The organism is Frondihabitans sp. Leaf304, assembly GCF_001423105.1.
Lineage (GTDB): Bacteria > Actinomycetota > Actinomycetes > Actinomycetales > Microbacteriaceae > Frondihabitans.
Window position 1 is genome coordinate 1,470,242 of the sequence record NZ_LMNV01000002.1, and the last position, 15,109, is coordinate 1,485,350.

Genomic DNA, 15,109 nt, shown 5'->3' on the forward strand with positions numbered 1-15,109 from the left:
CGATGGTCGCTTTCTCTCGATGTTTCCGTCCGGTGTTCGGAGTCGCTTCAAGCCTAGGATCTCAAGTGGACCCGAGGTCAAGCGGGCGTTCAGGTTCGAGCGATTGAGGCGACATATGACGCGCTCCGTACCTTCGGCCCCCGCTCACAAATCAGGCATCTGGGCGCGGGAGGGGCGTTCTTCCCCGCCCCGTGGGATCCTGCGCGCTTGAGTTCCTGATTCGCGACCCCGGGGCCCCTGTGGAGACTCCCGGCGTCGCCAGAGACGCCCTGGATAGGCTGTCTTCGTCCCCCAGCGAAGTTTCGTGAAGCGGTGCGAGTAGCGCTGCCCCGAGAGAAAGAGCCTGATGTCTGTCGTCAAGATCAACGCCATCCACGTTCCTGAAGGCCAGGGAGCGGAGCTCGAGAAGCGCTTCGCCGCGCGCAAGCACTCCGTCGACGGCTCCAAGGGGTTCGAGGGCTTTCAGCTTCTGCGTCCGGTCAAGGGCGAGGAGCGCTACTTCGTCGTGACCACGTGGGATTCCGAAGAGAGCTTCCAGGAGTGGTCAGCCAACGGCGCGAAGGCGGCTCACGGCCAGGGCGCGCAGTCCGCTGCGGCGCCCGACCCTTCTGCCGCTTCCGAGCAGCCGACCGCCCCCAAGCCCGTCGCGACCGGCGCCGATCTTCTCGAATTCGAGGTCGTCGAGCTCTAGAGCCCTGCGCCTCGAGCTATCCTCGCTCTCGCGGTGCGCCGACCGGGATGGCACCATGGGCTCATGCCTGCGATCACTGCCGTCTGCCGCGTCGCCCGCCTCCAGCCCGATTCGGGGTCGCTCGGCGTGACCGCGATCGACAAGCAGCCTCTTGATGAGCCCGTGGCCGTCAAGAAGACGGGCGTCTACGGCGACATTCAGGCCAACCGGGTGCATCACGGCGGTCCCGACAAGGCCGTGTACGCCTTCGCCGACGAAGACGCCGCTCACTTTGGGGCACTGCTGGGTCGCGACGTAGAGCCGGGGCTCTTCGGTGAGAACCTGCGGACGTCGGGCCTGGATGTCACCGGGGCAATGCTCGGCGAGCGCTGGCACATCGGCGAAAGCCTGGTCGTCGAGGTGACGATGCCACGCACCCCGTGCGCCACCTTCGCACGCCGCATGCGCGAGCCCCAGTGGGTCAAGCGCTTCACGACCGAAGGTCGCCCCGGCGCATACCTCCGGGTGATCAAGGCCGGTCCCGTGGTCGCTGGTGACGAGATCGTGGTGGGCGCTCGCCCCGCCCACGGAATCACGATCGGAGACTGCTTCGCCGGACTCACCGCCGAGCAGGCCCGCGATCTGCTCGAGATCGAGCGAGAGGGCGGCTTCGTGGCCGATCCTGTCGTCAAGATCGCGCGCAAGACGGCCGCTCAGCAGCTGGCGTGAGTCGCCGCGCTCGTTCACTTTTCAGGTAACGAGCCCCGAGGATCCCACGGGGGCGCGAAAGCACTCACCTCCCGAACCTCGTTTCCTGACTTCTGCGCCTCAGAACTGAGCAGTGACGCCAGATCAGTCGCTCGCGGGTCGCGCCTGAGGCGCCTGCTCCAGCTCGTCGCCACCGTCGCTGCCGTCCGCCTGCTGCTCGGGGTCGAAGTGTCCGGCCTCGTCGAGCTGCTCGCCTTTGCCGACCTCCTCGTCGCCTTTCGGCACGTGGCGTTCGGCGGAGACTCCGGCCGAGTTCACCGCGACGTAGTCGGCTTCGCCGGAGGTCACGCCGCCGAGGGGTTCGGTGGTGTCGGGCTGGTCGCTCATGGTGTTCCTTTCGGGGGGGGCGAGGTGCACGGTAGGCGCTGTAGCGGGCGAACGCCCGTGCGGAGGGAGCGGCGCGTGCGCATCCGTCAGGAATGCGGGCGCTCCAGGTCGCGAGATCCCCATGCCCACGCCCGTGCGCGACCCATTTCCTGACGGGCGCACAGCACCGCGCCGCGACCCACCCTCAGGCGAACCCGTCGGTCAGCACGGGCTCCCCGGCGCGCTGCCTCTCGGCGAAGAGCACGATCGACGCCGCGACCGATCGCCGCGAGTCTCCCCCGAGCACGCCGTGACCTCCCCCACGCACGACGCGCACCACGCCGCGTGGCAGCTGCGTCGCCCAGTTCGCGGCGTCGGCGATGTCGGTCACCGGGTCGGCATCACCATGGAATACGAGCGTGGGCTGACGGATGGAGCGGGCCTCGGGCAGCGCGATTCCCGGGGGAAGGCTTATTCCGCGCGACGCCGACGTGACGATGTTGGCGAGCACGAGCGCTTCCACCGTGACGAACGGCTCGGCGGCGAGCGACGCGGCGGCTGTGGCCCCGACGCCGGAGCCGATCAGGATCCGCGGAAGCTCACGGGAGGCATCAGCGAAGACGTCTCGCGCTCGCTGCAACGACGCGCGGGTGTCGAGAGCGATGTCGGCGATCGCCTCGACGCTGAACTCGGCGACCTTCAGCACATCGACCAGATGGTGGAGATCTCCGCCGGGATCGCCTCCACCGAGGAGGACGACGGTTCCGCGCGCGGAGATGGGCATGTACTGATGGTCCGCGTTTCGAGCGAACGCCGCTACGACGTGACGATCTGTGACGCTCCTGGCACGCCGAGAGAGCGCCAGAAGCCGCGACGCCACGCGACGACGGCTCAGCCCCAGTGGAGCCCGCCCTCCAGATGCCCGGGGTGATCGAGTCGCGCGTGGCGCAGGTCGACGCGTCCCGGCTGCAGGGCGAGGGTCGAGACGGAGAGGGAGGCGTAGTGGTGACCGTCGATGACGTCGGAGCGGAAGAGCGCCTGGTCGTCGCTGGTCGAGAGGGAGGAGCTGTCGGCGAGGACCCCGAGCCACGGTTGCCAGGATCCTGAATCGAGCACACACGTCGGTCGCGCCGCCGCCCGGAACTCCGGCAGCCAGCGCAATTCGCGCGGAACCGAGGCGACGTCCGGCCCCTCGTGCGTGATCATGTGCACGCCGGGGGGCAGCTCCGTCGACGTCACGGCGCGGCCGTCCCATCGCGTGAACCGCACCGATTCGGGCGTCAGCTCAACCAGGTTGTACGACCGGAACCGAGGATCCGACGGCTCACCGAGCGAGCCCGTCACCGAGTCGAGCGGCAGCGCGCCGCGCGAGATGTAGCCGTCTGCCGGCTCGGCGACCACCTCGTGTCGGTTGAGCACCACGGCCGCCCGCGCTGGTTCGGCGTTCGTCGCCAACCACGCCCCGCCCGCTTCGCGGTCGTGCACGCCGCGGACGCCATCGCCGAGCTCCGGCCACCATGCTCCCGGGGCGTCCCACGGGCGGTCGACGGCCTCGTCGCGGAGGCCGAGAAGCACGACCGGCCAGTCGGCGGTCGGGTCGAATCCGATGATGACGGTGCACACTCGGCCAGGATAGAGGCGAGTGCCCCGGCACTCCCAGCCAGCAACGGAAGGACCATCGTGGGCGACCGCCTGAACATCGTCGTAGGACTCACCGGCGGCATCGCCGCGTACAAGGCGGTCGGCGTGGCCCGGTTGCTCGTGAAGGCCGGGCACGACGTGCACATCGTTCCGACCGAGGCCGCGCTCCGTTTCGTCGGCCTCCCCACGCTCGAGGCGCTGAGCCGCAACCCCGTGACGGTGTCGCTCTACGACGATGTCGCGGCGGTGCGGCATGTGGCACTCGGGCAGGCGGCCGATCTCGTCATCGTCGCTCCGGCGACGGCCAACACGCTCGCCAAGCTGGCCGCCGGCCTGGCCGACGATCTCCTCGGCACGACGATCCTCGCGTCGCGTGCGCCGCTCGTCGTGGCTCCGGCCATGCATACCGAGATGTGGTCGAACGCGGCGACGCGAGCCAACGTCGCCACGCTGCGCTCTCGCGGCGTGACCTTCGTCGGGCCGGAGTCAGGGGCCCTGACCGGCGCCGATGCCGGAGAAGGGCGAATGAGCGAGCCCGAAGCCATCTTCGCCGCCGCCCTGGCCGCTTTTCAGGAGAGCACGGCCACTCCCCAGGACAGGACGGCCACTCGTCAGGACGAACCCCGCGCTCGCGACCTCGAGGGAGTGCGAGTGGTCGTCTCCGCCGGGGGCACTCGGGAGCCGCTCGATCCGGTGCGGTTCTTGGGCAACCGCTCGAGTGGGAAGCAGGGCGTGGCGCTCGCACGAGCCGCAGCCGATCGCGGCGCCGAGGTGACTCTGGTAGCCGCGCACCTGGATCCTGATGTCGATACCACCGGCCTCGACACAGTCGCCGTCACCACGGCGTCCGAGATGGCTCTCGCCGTCGAGAGCATCGCCGAGGTCTCGGATCTGATCGTCATGGCGGCTGCCGTGGCCGACTACCGCCCGGCCACCGTCTCGGAGTCGAAGATCAAGAAAGACGACCACGGCGACGATCTGACGCTTCAGCTCGTGCGCAACCCCGACATCCTGGCGGGGCTCGCCGCGAACCGACGGCCCGGTCAGCTAATCGTGGGGTTCGCGGCCGAGACCGCCCCCGACCGGGAGTCCCTGCTGGAGCTCGGCCGCACCAAGGCGGCTCGCAAGAAGGCCGATCTGCTCGTGGTCAACGCTGTCGGCTGGGCGGCGGGATTCGGCACCGACGACAACGCGATCCTGATGCTGACACCCGACGGGTCGATCAAGGCCGAGGCCAGCGGGTCGAAGCGCGAGGTAGCCGATGCACTGATCAACCAGGTGGTTGAGTTGCGGGCCGCAGCCGACTAGTACTGCCCCTTCTTGGAGCAGGTCTTCTGGGCTGCCGTCTGACCGGAGACCGACGGTGGGAGGGTGACCGCGGGGGCGGGGGCGGATCCTGGTCTCGTGGATTTGGTGGCGGTGGGAGTCGGTGCGGCACCGCCCGTGGGAGTTGGCGTCGCTGTCGCCTTCGGCGTCGACGTCGCCGACGGGCTCGTGTCGACCTCCGCCGCGTCGCCGGTAGTTCCGCTCAAGCGGATGGGCTGATCGGACTGCAGCGCCGTGTTCAGCTGCTCCGCGGCGTAGACGTTGGGCACCACCCGGTTGATGTTGTCAGGATCTTGACCCACCGGGTACTGGACGAACACCATGTTGTCGAGTCCGACCTTCTGCACCGCCTGCACGATGCCGAGGAGGGTCTTCACGTTCAATGTGTCGGAGAGCAGCATGTTCTTGGCCGCCGCCGACGCGATCGAATAGAGCTTGAACGGGTTGGTCAGCGTCGTCGAGCTGGTGAGCTCGCGGGCCAGCGACGACATGAACACCTGCTGGTTGCTGATGCGCCCCAGGTCGCTTCCGTCGCCCACGCCTTTCCTGCTTCTCAGGAACGAAAGCGCTTCGCTGCCGACGAGCGTGCGCTCGCCCGCTTTGAGATCGAGGGGCGGCGTCACGTTGTAGTCGACGATCGGGGTCGCCAGGCAGACGGTCACCCCGCCGATCGCCGACGAGATGGCGCTGGTGCCGTCGAATGTGACGCTGGCCGCGTAGGGGATGTCGAGGCCGGTGAGCTGTTCGACGGTCAGGACGGCGCAGGCGAGGCCGTTGCGATCGTCTCCCCCGCGGCTGAGCGCCGTGTTGAGCATGGACTTGCTACTGGAATACGAGGATCCGCCCGACGCCGTGGGGCAGGACGGGATGGGGATCTCGAGGTCTCGCGGAAAACTCACGACGGAGATCGAATCGTGGTTCTTCGAGATGTGAAGGAGGATGTTGACGTCGTTGTTGCCGGAGCCGGTGCTGGCGCTCTGGTTGGCGGAATCGGAGTACTCGGCCCCCTGCTTCGAGCGCGTGTCGGTTCCGACCAGGAGCATGTTCACCTCGCCGACGGTCTGACCGGCGGGTGCCTTCGGCAGAGGCTCCGCCGTGCGCCCGGGAAGGTGCGGGATGTGCACGGGAGGAGCGGCGGTCGCGACGACATCGTGTGCGGCGTACGCCGCCACGCACGCCGAGGAGACGAGCGCGACCGCAACCGCGAGCCCCACGAATCGGAACGCGGAGGCGACCGGGTGGCTCTCGCGGAGCCGCCCGTGCTGAATCTGAGCCATGGCACTCCAACGGAGACGTGGGTCGGATTCTCAGAGTAAGCGACAGGTGCATGCTCCTGTGACGTGCGACACACCCCCGTCCTGGGGGCGTCGGACGTGCGAACCATCGCGCGCCGATAGGTCATGCGGACTCTCCGTCGCGCCGCGGCACGTCGCGGAGTCCGCTGGGCGTCTCTTTACTCGGCGGCGACTAGCTCGACGCCGGGCGACTCGGCGCCCGCTAGCTCGGCGCCAGCCGCGCCCCGAGCTGCGTCGCGCACGCCTCCGCCGCGACCCACGAGAGCATCGCGCACTTCACCCGCATGACGAACTTCGACACCCCCTGGAAGGCGACCGCGTCGCCCAGAAGATCTTCGTCGGGCTCGCCCACACCTTTCGAGCGCATCATGCCGCGGAAGGCCTCTGTTCGTTCGGCGAGCTCGGCCAGGGTCAGCCCGGGCGCCATCCCCGCCAGCACCGACGCGGAGGCCATCGAGATGCTGCAGCCGTCGCCCTCCCAGGCGAGTGAGCGAATTGTGTCGGTGCCTGCTTCCATGACCACGCGAACCGTGATCTCGTCGCCGCAGGTCGGGTTCCGTTCGAAGTGTTCCGCGTCGGCACCGGGCAGTTCGCCTTCGCCCGTGCGCGCTTTGGAGTGGTCGAGGATCACCTGCTGATAGAGCCCCGCGAGTGCGTCAGCCATCAGGCCACCCCGAAGTAACCGCGGACCTCGGCGACGCCGGCGAGCAGTCGATCGATCTCGTCGTCGGTCGTGTAGAGGTAGGTCGAGGCGCGGGTTGTCGCGGTCAGCCCGAGTCGACGGTGGAGCGGTTGCGCGCAGTGGTGCCCCACCCGCACGGCTATGCCCTGCGCATCGAGGTACTGGCCGACATCGTGCGCGTGCACCCCGGCGACGTCGAAGCTCGCCAGACCGGAGCGCGGCACTCCGGCCGCCGGGCCGACGACGCGAATGCCCGGCAGGGCAGTGAGGCCGGAGACGAGACGCTCCGCGAGGCGGTCCTCGTGGGCTTCGATGGCCCCCAGACCGACGGCCTCGAGGTAGCGAATCGCTTCGGCGAAGGCGACTGCCTGCGACACCGGCTGCGTGCCTGCCTCGAACCGCTGCGGGGCGGGTAGGAACGTCGTCGACTCCATCGTCACGGTCGAGATCATCGACCCTCCGGTGCGGAACGGGGGCAACGCGTCGAGCAGCTCTTTACGGCCCCAGAGCACGCCGATGCCGGTGGGGCCGAGCATCTTGTGGGCGGAGAACGCTGCGAAGTCGACACCCAACCGCGCCAGGTCGAGATGGCGGTGCGGCGCGGATTGGCACGCGTCGAGCACGACGAGGGCCCCGACGCCGTGGGCCAGCTCGACGAGCTCTTCGACCGGGGCGACATAGCCGGTGACGTTCGAGATGTGCGCGAAAGCCAGGATCCGGGTGCGAGCCCCGATCACGGAGCGAGCGTCGTCGAGACTCCACGTGCCGTCATCGGCCACGGGCACATAGCGGAACACCGCGCCCGTCCGGGCCGCGAGCTCTTGCCACGGAACGAGATTGGCGTGATGCTCCGCCTCGGTCACCACGATCTCGTCGCCGGGTGAGAGGGCGAAACGCTTCGCAGGGGATCCTCCCCGCCCGTCGGTCGCCGCCTCGAACCCGTGCGCGACCAGGTTGAGCGCATCGGTGGCATTGGAAGTCCAGACGATCTCGTCGGACGACGCCGCACCGACGAAGCGGGCGACGGTCTCACGAGCCTCTTCGTAGGCCTCGGTCGCGAGCCCCGCCAGCGTGTGCGCGCCGCGGTGAACGGCAGCGTTGGTCGTCTCGAGAAAACGCCTTTCAGCGTCGAGCACCGACGTCGGCCGCTGAGCGGTCGCGCCGGTATCGAGGTACGCCAGAGGGAACCCGTTCACCTCGTGCTGGAGGCCGGGAAAATCGAGTCGTTTCGCGCTGATGTCGAATGCGGTGCTTGTCGTCACGAAAACAACGATTCCACACTCGTCTGATTTGTCGAGGCGTTCTCCACAGGGTTACGCCCAGGGCGTCTTTACTCGCCGTCTGGGAAGCCGAGGCAACTCGAGCGTTGCGAGCCCGAGACGGTTACGCGTCGGCCGTAACGGCCTCGCGCTTGACCGGCTGCGACCATGACGCGGGCTCGAAGCGCTTCTTGATCTTCAAGAACGGCTTTTCGACGGCGAAGTGGCTGCCGATGGCGACGAGGCTGGCTGCCACGACCAGGGCGAACTTGCCCCAGAGACCGTGGACGTAGGGCTCGACCAGGGCGATGACGACCATGTGCCAGAGGTAGAGCGAATACGACACGTTCCGGCCGAACCAGGCCATTGGCTTCCACGACAGGGCGATCGACAGCGGGGAACGCCGCGACACCATTCCGCCGATCAGCAGGGCCGACGCGAGGCCGACCAAAGGCAGGGTGAAACCGAAGGTCGTCGCGGTCTGCTGCCAGCCTTCGCCGGGCAGACCGTCGTTCATCATCGCGGCGATCGTGACCACGCCTACGAATCCGACCCAGCTGGCCACGGCTCCAAACCAGCCCGCGAAGAACGTGCGTGCTCGTTCGTGCGTCAGGGCGAGGGCGAGAACGCAGCCCATCATGAGCGGAGCGACGTTCGACACCGGGCTGAAGTAGATGTCGGGAGTCGCGATCCCCGAGGGCGTGTCGTAGAGAACAGCCGAGAAGACGCAGGAGGCGATAACGGCAGCGGCGCCGATCCAGGCGATCACTTTGCGACGCAGCCCCTTCGAGAGCAGCAGAAGCAGGATCGGGGGCCAGATCAGATAGAACTGCTCCTCCATCGCCAGGCTCCAGCCGGGCGCGAAGACGCCCTGCGACACGTGGGCGAAGGCGCGCATGAAGTTGCCGGTGTACGTGAGAGCGATCAAGGCACCGCTTCCGGCGCCGACGTCGGAGTAGCCGTAATCGCCCACCAGGAACCACAGAGCTGCTGCGACGACCACGACGGCCACGAGCGACGGATAGAGCCGAAGGATCCGGCGCACCCAGAATCGACCCAACCGGATCGTGGCCTCCCGGCGGTGCTCTTCCAGCAGCAGCGACGTGATCAGGTAGCCCGAGAGCACGAAGAACACGTTGACACCGACGAAGCCGCCCTTCATGCCGGGAACGTGCAGGTGGTAGAGAACGACGCCGAGGATGGCGAGCGCGCGCAGCCCATCCAGGGGCAGCACTCGTCCGCCCTTCGCGGGGGCCTTGTCGTGCTCCGAAATGTCTCTCGCCGGACGGGTTGGAGCGGTGACCGGCTTGATCGGGGTCGTCGTCGCCATCAGGCCAGTGAACTCTTTCTCACCTATGGAGAGCCTGATAACGATTTGCTGAGTGTCGCTTCTCGACCGGATCGGGCCGCTAGAGCGGACGCGCGGGCACGCCCCGGCTAGAGCGGACGCGCGGGCACGCCCACGACGGTGGCGCCAGCCGCCACATCGTGTGTGACCACAGCACCCGCACCCACGCGGGCGTCGGCGCCGACGCTGATCGCCCCCAGCACGGCCGCCCCCGCGCCCACGATCACCCGGTCACCCAGCGTCGGGTGCCGTCGCGAGGCGGTGCCGGTGCCCCGGCCCCCGAGGGTCACGCCGTGATAGAGCAGCACGTCGTGGCCGACGACGGCTGTCTCGCCGATCACGACGCCCATGCCGTGGTCGATGAAGAGCCGGTCGCCGATCCGGGCGCCGGGGTGGATCTCGATGCCGGTCAGCGAGCGAGTCAGCTGCGACAGCAGGCGCGCGACGAACCGCGCGCCGACGAAGGGTCGGACGCGCCACAACCTGCTCGTAACTCGATAGGCCCAGACCGCATGAAGGCCGGAATAGAGCAGCACGATCTCGAACGAGCCGCGGGCGGCGGGATCACCCCGCCGAACCGCCGCGACATCGTCGCGCAGCCGCGCGACCAGACGCACCGCGCTAGTCCGAGAGGTCGCTGAACAACACTGTCGAGAGGTACCGCTCGCCGGTGTCGCAGACGATGGCGACGATCCGCTTGCCTGCCATGTCGGGGCGCTTGGCGATCTCGAGGGCCGCGTGCATGATCGCGCCGGACGAGATGCCGCTCAGGATGCCCTCCTGGGTGGCCAGGTCGCGGGCGACACGAAGCGCGTCGTCGAGCTCGACGGGGAAGACCTCGTCGTACACGGATGTGTCGAGCACCTCGGGAACGAAGTTGGCACCGATGCCCGCGATCTTGTGCGGCCCGGCTTTGCCCTGCGAGAGGAGCGGCGAATCGGCCGGCTCGACCGCGACGATGCGGACGCCCGGCACCTTCTCTTTCAGCACCTGACCGACACCCGTGATGGTGCCGCCCGTGCCGACGCCGGCGATGAAGACGTCGACCCGGCCGTCGGTGTCGCGCAGGATTTCCTGTGCGGTCGTGGTGCGGTGGATCTCGGCGTTGGCAACGGTTTCGAACTGGTGGGCGAGAATGGCGCCCGGAGTCTCGGCCACGATCTGCTCGGCACGGTCGTGAGCACCGCGCATGCCCTCGCCGCCGGGTGTCAGCACGATCTCGGCACCGTAGGCGCGCATGAGCAATCGTCGCTCGACGCTCATCGTTTCGGGCATCGTCACGACGACGCGGTAACCGCGCGCGGCCCCGACGAGAGCGAGCGCGATGCCGGTGTTGCCGCTCGACCCCTCGACGATCGTGCCGCCGGGCTTCAGGTCGCCGGAGGCTTCGGCCGCGTCGACGATCGCGACGCCGAGGCGATCTTTGACGCTGCCGCCGGGGTTGTAGAACTCGAGCTTGCCGAGGATCTCGGGGCCGCCCGCTTCGCCCAGCTTGTTGATGCGCACGAGAGGGGTGTTGCCGAACGCCTGGGTGATGTCGTCGTAGATGCCGGTCATGCTCGGGTCTCGTTCCGTCGTCGGTACTGGGGACGCCTCGATTCTAGGCGCGCGCTCAATCCCCTCGGGACGATTTTCCACAGGTGCCCGAGGCGACGAATCCGATCAGAGGGTGGCGAGCGACGCGACCTGAATGTCGAGGTCGATAATCAGCGAGAGCGTACGACCACCCTCATTGAGAGAACGGAATTCGTACTGCCGATCGCCGATCTCCTGCGGCTCCGACCAGGCGAGGGCGAGCCTGCTCCGATGATCGAGAGGGCTGTAGATGGCGAGCCAGCGGATGATCGCCGCTCGCTCCGCGCGGACGGTGCGGCTGTGGATGCTGCGACGGCGACTGATGATCGCGGCGATGACCGTGAAGGCGACACCGGCGACGATGGCGGCGATCTTGGCCGTTCCCTCGAGAGGCAGGAGTGCCGCGATCACGATGGACTGCGCGGCCGCGATCAGAAGAGTGGAGTCGAGCACGGAATAACGGCGCATTGGCGTCCCGCGGCCGTCGCCCGCTTTGATGCGGGTGAACGGCAGCTCGATCTCGCGGAGCGCGTCGGCTCCGGCAGGATTGACAATGGTCACGTAGCAAACTCCCCTGGCCCGCCCGTCGGGCCCATATTTATGGTCCTCGCTCCAGCCGGTCGCGGGCAGTCCCCCTTCCGGGGCTTTGCGCCCCCAGTTCGCGGGTCGGCTCCCCCGGAGCGATTGCTAGCCTCGACGAATGGCCATCCCCGACTTCGTCCTTGCCCTCCGCGAGAAGATCGGCACCGTCCCCCTCTGGATCTCGGGCGTCACCGCGGTCGTCGTCCGTGATTCAGGAGAGCGTCGCGATGTGCTCATGGTGCGGCGGGCCGACACGGGCGCCTGGACCCCGGTGACCGGCATCATCGACCCGGGCGAGCAGCCGGCGGTCGCCGCCGCACGCGAAGTCAAAGAAGAGGCCGATGTCGTGGCGGTGCCCGTGCGCTTCTCTCGGCTCGGCGTGACCGACGAGATCGTCTATGCCAACGGCGACCGAGCCCAGTACATCGACCACACGTTCCTCTTTGAGTACGTGTCGGGTGAGCCGTTTCCTGCCGATGGCGAGAACACCGAGGCCCGATGGTTCCCGGCCGACGAACTTCCTGAGATGTCGCCAGATATGGCGGAGCGCGTCGACGCCGCCCTCAGCGGTGAACGTGAGGCCCGCTTCGACTCCTGAACGCCCCGTCAGCCGACGACGTCGTGCAGGTGGTGGATGGGGTCGTGCACGAAGTAGGTAGCCAGGCTCTCGACGGTGAATGCGCTGCCGTCGGAGCGGAAGCCGGTGCGGCCGAGCGATCCGGCGGGCACCGTGTCGAACGACCGGGCGACCGCCTCTGCGGCCGCAGTCAGTTCGCTCGCGACCACCGTCGGATCCTGCGCTCCGTAGTCGTCGGCGACGGCCGTCGCGTCTTGGTCCCAGTTCGCGAAGGTCGGGCCGTCTTCGGTCAGCATGAGAGCGAGGCGTTCGTCGAAGATACGGAACACGTCGCGCACGTGAGCCGCGTATTCGAGGGGCGACCAGGTGCTGTCGTCCGGTCGGAGTGCCGCGTCGGGTGAGGCGAGCGGCAAGGCCCACGCTGCAGCATTGCGGCGCACGAGGCCCGGAACGTCGGCGAAGGCGACCGTCGCGGCGTCGAATCCGCAGTCGGTGCAGGGCTCGTCGAGCACCCAGGTCCAGTTCTTGGTGTCGGGAACGATCGGCATGCCCCCAGGCTAGAGAGCCGAGGATCCCACGCGAAGACGGAGGACTGCCAGTCACCGTTCCACAAGTGCCACCCCTTCACCCGGCGATCGTCGGCGGTGGGCACTAGGTTCGAAGGGTGGTGATTTCCAAGTCGAAGCGTGCCGCACTCGCGGCGGAAACCGTCGATCCGAAAGAGGTCGAGGGGGCCGTCAGCGACGGCCTGCTGATCGCGAAGTCGGCGGCGACGATCGGCGTCGCCAACCGGATCATCATTCGGGCGCTTCGCGAGCAGAAGTCGTTCGACCGCGACGACACCGCAGAGGCCGTGGGTGACGAGCTCCGCCGTCTCGCCGCCGAGCAGCGCGACCTCGCGACCCGAATGGTCGATGCGCGCACGAAGGCGTTGAAGTCGAAGGGTCGATCGCGGCACCAGTTCGACTACCGGGCCGACGACAACTCGGCCCTCGCCGCCCGCGAGACGATCTACACGACCATCGCAGCCCGCCTCGAGGAGCGCTCTCACGACGACGCCCTCATCGCCGAGATCGTGATGTCGGCTCGCGACCGCGCCTGGAACGACGTCGGCGGCGCCATCATGAGTCACGTGAACGCGGTGGTCGTGCCCGATACCGCCTATGGCGCTCAGCGCGAGGCTCGGCTGAAAGAGCTGCTCGACGTCGACCTGGCACAACTCGCCTCCTCGCGTCGCTCGCGGCCTGCCCGCAAGAATTCATCCGAGACTCCTGGCGAATAGTCGTTCGGGCGGGAATGATTGCAGTGGGTGCACGATTGCATCCCCAGTGTCGGTGGCTCTTTTTAGGCTGACCTCAGCACACCGCGTCCAATGACGAACGCCCACCTCCTCCCGTCTCGATCGTCAGGACAGCCATGACCACCACCACATCTACGCCTACGGGGTCCGTCGCCACGACGCGTACTCCGGGTGGCGCCGTCCGCGACCATAAGTGGCTGATCCTGACCGTCGTCGGGCTCGCCCAGCTCATGGTGGTGCTCGACGCCACCATCGTAAACATCGCCCTGCCGTCCGCGCAGAGCGCCCTCGGGTTCACCAACGACAACCGCCAGTGGGTCGTGACCGCGTACTCGCTGGCCTTCGGCAGTCTCCTGCTCCTCGGCGGCCGCCTCTCCGACATCTTCGGCCGCAAGACGACCTTCATCATCGGCCTCATCGGCTTCGCCGTCGCCTCCGTGCTCGGTGGCGCAGCCGAGTCGTTCGGCTGGCTCGTCGCAGCCCGGGCGCTGCAGGGCGTCTTCGGTGCGCTGCTGGCGCCGTCGGCCCTCGGCATCATGACCACGACGTTCTCCAACCCGAAGGAGCGCGCCAAGGCGTTCGCCATCTTCGGCGCCATCGCCGGTTCTGGGGCGGCAGTCGGTCTGCTCCTCGGCGGTGTGCTCACCGAGTACACCTCGTGGCGGTTCTGCCTCTTCGTCAACGTCATCTTCGCCGCGGTCGCTCTCGTGGGCGCCGTCGCGTTCCTGAAGAAGCGCGGCACGACCGACCAGAAGCACTACGTCGACGTGCCCGGCGTCATCACCGTGACCCTCGGCCTCGTCGGAATCGTCTACGGCTTCTCGAACGCCGAGACGAACTCGTGGAGCGACCCGATCACGATCATCTGCCTCGCCGGCGGCGTCGTCCTCCTGGCCGCGTTCGTTCTGATCCAGTCGCGTGTCAAGCACCCGCTGCTGCCTCTCCGCGTCATCCTGAACCGCGACCGCGGCGGCTCGTACCTCGTCATCGGCCTGGCCGGAATCGGCATGTTCGCCGTGTTCCTGTTCCTGACGTACTACCTCGAGCTCACCCTCGGCTTCTCGTCGCTGAAGACCGGCGTCGCCTTCCTGCCGATGCCGCTCTCGATCATGCTCAGCGCCACCGTCTTCGGTAGCCGCCTGCTGCCGCGAGTCGGGCCGCGTCTGCTCATCTTCGTCGGCGGTCTGCTGGGCGCTGCGGGCCTCGCTCTCCTCAGCCGCATCGGTCTGGACACGAGCTACGCCAGCACGGTGCTGCCCGGTCTGATCGTCATGGGTCTCGGCATGGGCCTCATCTTCTCGTCGGCCATGAACACAGCGACCTCCGGCGTGGGCCGCGAAGACGCTGGCGTGGCCTCGGCGACGGTCAACACGATGCAGCAGATCGGCGGCTCGATCGGCACCGCGTTGCTCTCCACGCTCAGCGCTGGTGCGGTCACCCGGTACCTCAACGCGAACGGCACCTCGAAGATCGACCAGGCCAACGCCGTGCTCTCCGGCTACCACCTGTCGTTCTGGGTCTCGACCGGCGTGTTCGTGATCATCGCGATCATCGGTGGCACCGTGCTGCAGAAGCACTCCGTGCGCCAGGCCCAGATCGCGGCCGCGGGCACTCCGTCGCACAGCGACGTTCCGGTGGCGGCGCACTAGCGTTCGCGCCAGCACCCAAGGGGCTCTCCGCCGGTGGCGGGGGCCCTTTTGTGTGTGCGGGTGGGGGTGTGGGTGCGTGCGTGGTGAGCGGGCGGGAGCGGGCGGGCGGTGTGCGGGCGCGAGCGGGCGGG

General features: G+C 68.1%; 17 protein-coding genes. 6 read left to right on the top strand and 11 right to left on the bottom strand.

Annotated elements, in window-relative coordinates; all coding sequences use genetic code 11:
* The first annotated feature begins 346 nt into the window (after window positions 1–346).
* Together ASF54_RS06535 and ASF54_RS06540 are read left to right on the top strand one after the other, a co-directional pair.
* A complete protein-coding gene (locus ASF54_RS06535; protein ID WP_055960073.1) occupies window positions 347–691 on the top strand; it encodes an antibiotic biosynthesis monooxygenase family protein in 345 nt (114 codons plus the stop codon).
* A 63-nt stretch (window positions 692–754) separates the two neighbouring features.
* On the top strand, window positions 755–1,399 hold the full coding sequence (locus ASF54_RS06540) for an MOSC domain-containing protein (protein WP_055960076.1): 645 nt from the start codon (window positions 755–757) through the stop codon (window positions 1,397–1,399).
* Window positions 1,400–1,522: 123 nt separating this feature from the next.
* Here ASF54_RS06540 and ASF54_RS06545 read toward each other — a convergent pair whose 3' ends face one another.
* The 3 genes from ASF54_RS06545 to ASF54_RS06555 all read right to left on the bottom strand — a co-directional run bounded on the left by ASF54_RS06545 (window position 1,523) and on the right by ASF54_RS06555 (window position 3,367).
* A complete protein-coding gene (locus ASF54_RS06545; protein ID WP_055960079.1) occupies window positions 1,523–1,765 on the bottom strand; it encodes a hypothetical protein in 243 nt (80 codons plus the stop codon).
* Window positions 1,766–1,949: 184 nt separating this feature from the next.
* The gene (locus ASF54_RS06550) at window positions 1,950–2,528 is read right to left on the bottom strand and encodes an alpha/beta hydrolase (protein WP_055960082.1); all 579 of its coding nucleotides are present in this window, start codon (window positions 2,526–2,528) and stop codon (window positions 1,950–1,952) included.
* A gap of 107 nt (window positions 2,529–2,635) precedes the next feature.
* The gene (locus ASF54_RS06555) at window positions 2,636–3,367 is read right to left on the bottom strand and encodes an NRDE family protein (protein WP_055960085.1); all 732 of its coding nucleotides are present in this window, start codon (window positions 3,365–3,367) and stop codon (window positions 2,636–2,638) included.
* Between the two features lie 69 nt (window positions 3,368–3,436).
* On the opposite strand from ASF54_RS06555, the gene coaBC reads away from it, so the two are divergent.
* Window positions 3,437–4,693 (top strand): bifunctional phosphopantothenoylcysteine decarboxylase/phosphopantothenate--cysteine ligase CoaBC, encoded by a 1,257-nt coding sequence (coaBC, locus tag ASF54_RS06560; RefSeq protein WP_055962202.1) that lies wholly within the window; start codon window positions 3,437–3,439, stop codon window positions 4,691–4,693.
* Here coaBC and ASF54_RS06565 read toward each other — a convergent pair.
* The 7 genes from ASF54_RS06565 to ASF54_RS06595 form a co-directional block, all read right to left on the bottom strand.
* Window positions 4,690–5,988: an LCP family protein gene (locus ASF54_RS06565; RefSeq protein ID WP_055960088.1), complete on the bottom strand. Its 1,299-nt coding sequence runs from the start codon at window positions 5,986–5,988 to the stop codon at window positions 4,690–4,692. The genes coaBC and ASF54_RS06565 overlap by 4 nt on opposite strands.
* Window positions 5,989–6,208: 220 nt before the next feature.
* Entirely contained in the window at window positions 6,209–6,670 is a 462-nt protein-coding gene (sufU, locus tag ASF54_RS06570; protein WP_055960091.1) for a Fe-S cluster assembly sulfur transfer protein SufU, read from the bottom strand.
* A complete protein-coding gene (locus ASF54_RS06575) occupies window positions 6,670–7,950 on the bottom strand; it encodes an aminotransferase class V-fold PLP-dependent enzyme (protein ID WP_055960094.1) in 1,281 nt (426 codons plus the stop codon). The genes sufU and ASF54_RS06575 overlap by 1 nt, the downstream gene beginning before the upstream one ends.
* Before the next feature lie 121 nt (window positions 7,951–8,071).
* On the bottom strand, window positions 8,072–9,277 hold the full coding sequence (locus tag ASF54_RS06580; RefSeq protein ID WP_055960097.1) for an acyltransferase family protein: 1,206 nt from the start codon (window positions 9,275–9,277) through the stop codon (window positions 8,072–8,074).
* A 107-nt stretch (window positions 9,278–9,384) separates the two neighbouring features.
* Window positions 9,385–9,912 (bottom strand): serine O-acetyltransferase, encoded by a 528-nt coding sequence (gene cysE / locus ASF54_RS06585; protein ID WP_157510047.1) that lies wholly within the window; start codon window positions 9,910–9,912, stop codon window positions 9,385–9,387.
* A gap of 4 nt (window positions 9,913–9,916) precedes the next feature.
* The gene (cysK, locus tag ASF54_RS06590) at window positions 9,917–10,852 is read right to left on the bottom strand and encodes a cysteine synthase A (protein ID WP_055960101.1); all 936 of its coding nucleotides are present in this window, start codon (window positions 10,850–10,852) and stop codon (window positions 9,917–9,919) included.
* 105 nt (window positions 10,853–10,957) lie between these two features.
* On the bottom strand, window positions 10,958–11,431 hold the full coding sequence (locus tag ASF54_RS06595) for a hypothetical protein (RefSeq protein WP_055960104.1): 474 nt from the start codon (window positions 11,429–11,431) through the stop codon (window positions 10,958–10,960).
* Window positions 11,432–11,570: 139 nt separating this feature from the next.
* Here ASF54_RS06595 and ASF54_RS06600 point away from each other — a divergent pair, with 139 nt between their 5' ends.
* Window positions 11,571–12,050, top strand: a complete 480-nt coding sequence (locus ASF54_RS06600) for an NUDIX hydrolase (RefSeq protein ID WP_055960107.1) — start codon at window positions 11,571–11,573, stop codon at window positions 12,048–12,050.
* Window positions 12,051–12,058: 8 nt separating this feature from the next.
* On the opposite strand, the gene ASF54_RS06605 is transcribed toward ASF54_RS06600, so the two are convergent.
* Window positions 12,059–12,577, bottom strand: a complete 519-nt coding sequence (locus ASF54_RS06605; protein WP_055960110.1) for a DinB family protein — start codon at window positions 12,575–12,577, stop codon at window positions 12,059–12,061.
* Window positions 12,578–12,693: 116 nt separating this feature from the next.
* Here ASF54_RS06605 and ASF54_RS06610 point away from each other — a divergent pair, with 116 nt between their 5' ends.
* Together ASF54_RS06610 and ASF54_RS06615 are read left to right on the top strand one after the other, a co-directional pair.
* Window positions 12,694–13,311 carry a hypothetical protein gene (locus ASF54_RS06610; RefSeq protein WP_055960114.1) on the top strand — a complete coding sequence of 206 codons (618 nt, stop codon included), beginning with the start codon at window positions 12,694–12,696 and terminating at the stop codon, window positions 13,309–13,311.
* A 134-nt stretch (window positions 13,312–13,445) separates the two neighbouring features.
* Window positions 13,446–14,978, top strand: a complete 1,533-nt coding sequence (locus ASF54_RS06615; protein WP_055960117.1) for an MFS transporter — start codon at window positions 13,446–13,448, stop codon at window positions 14,976–14,978.
* The last annotated feature ends 131 nt before the right edge of the window (window positions 14,979–15,109 follow it).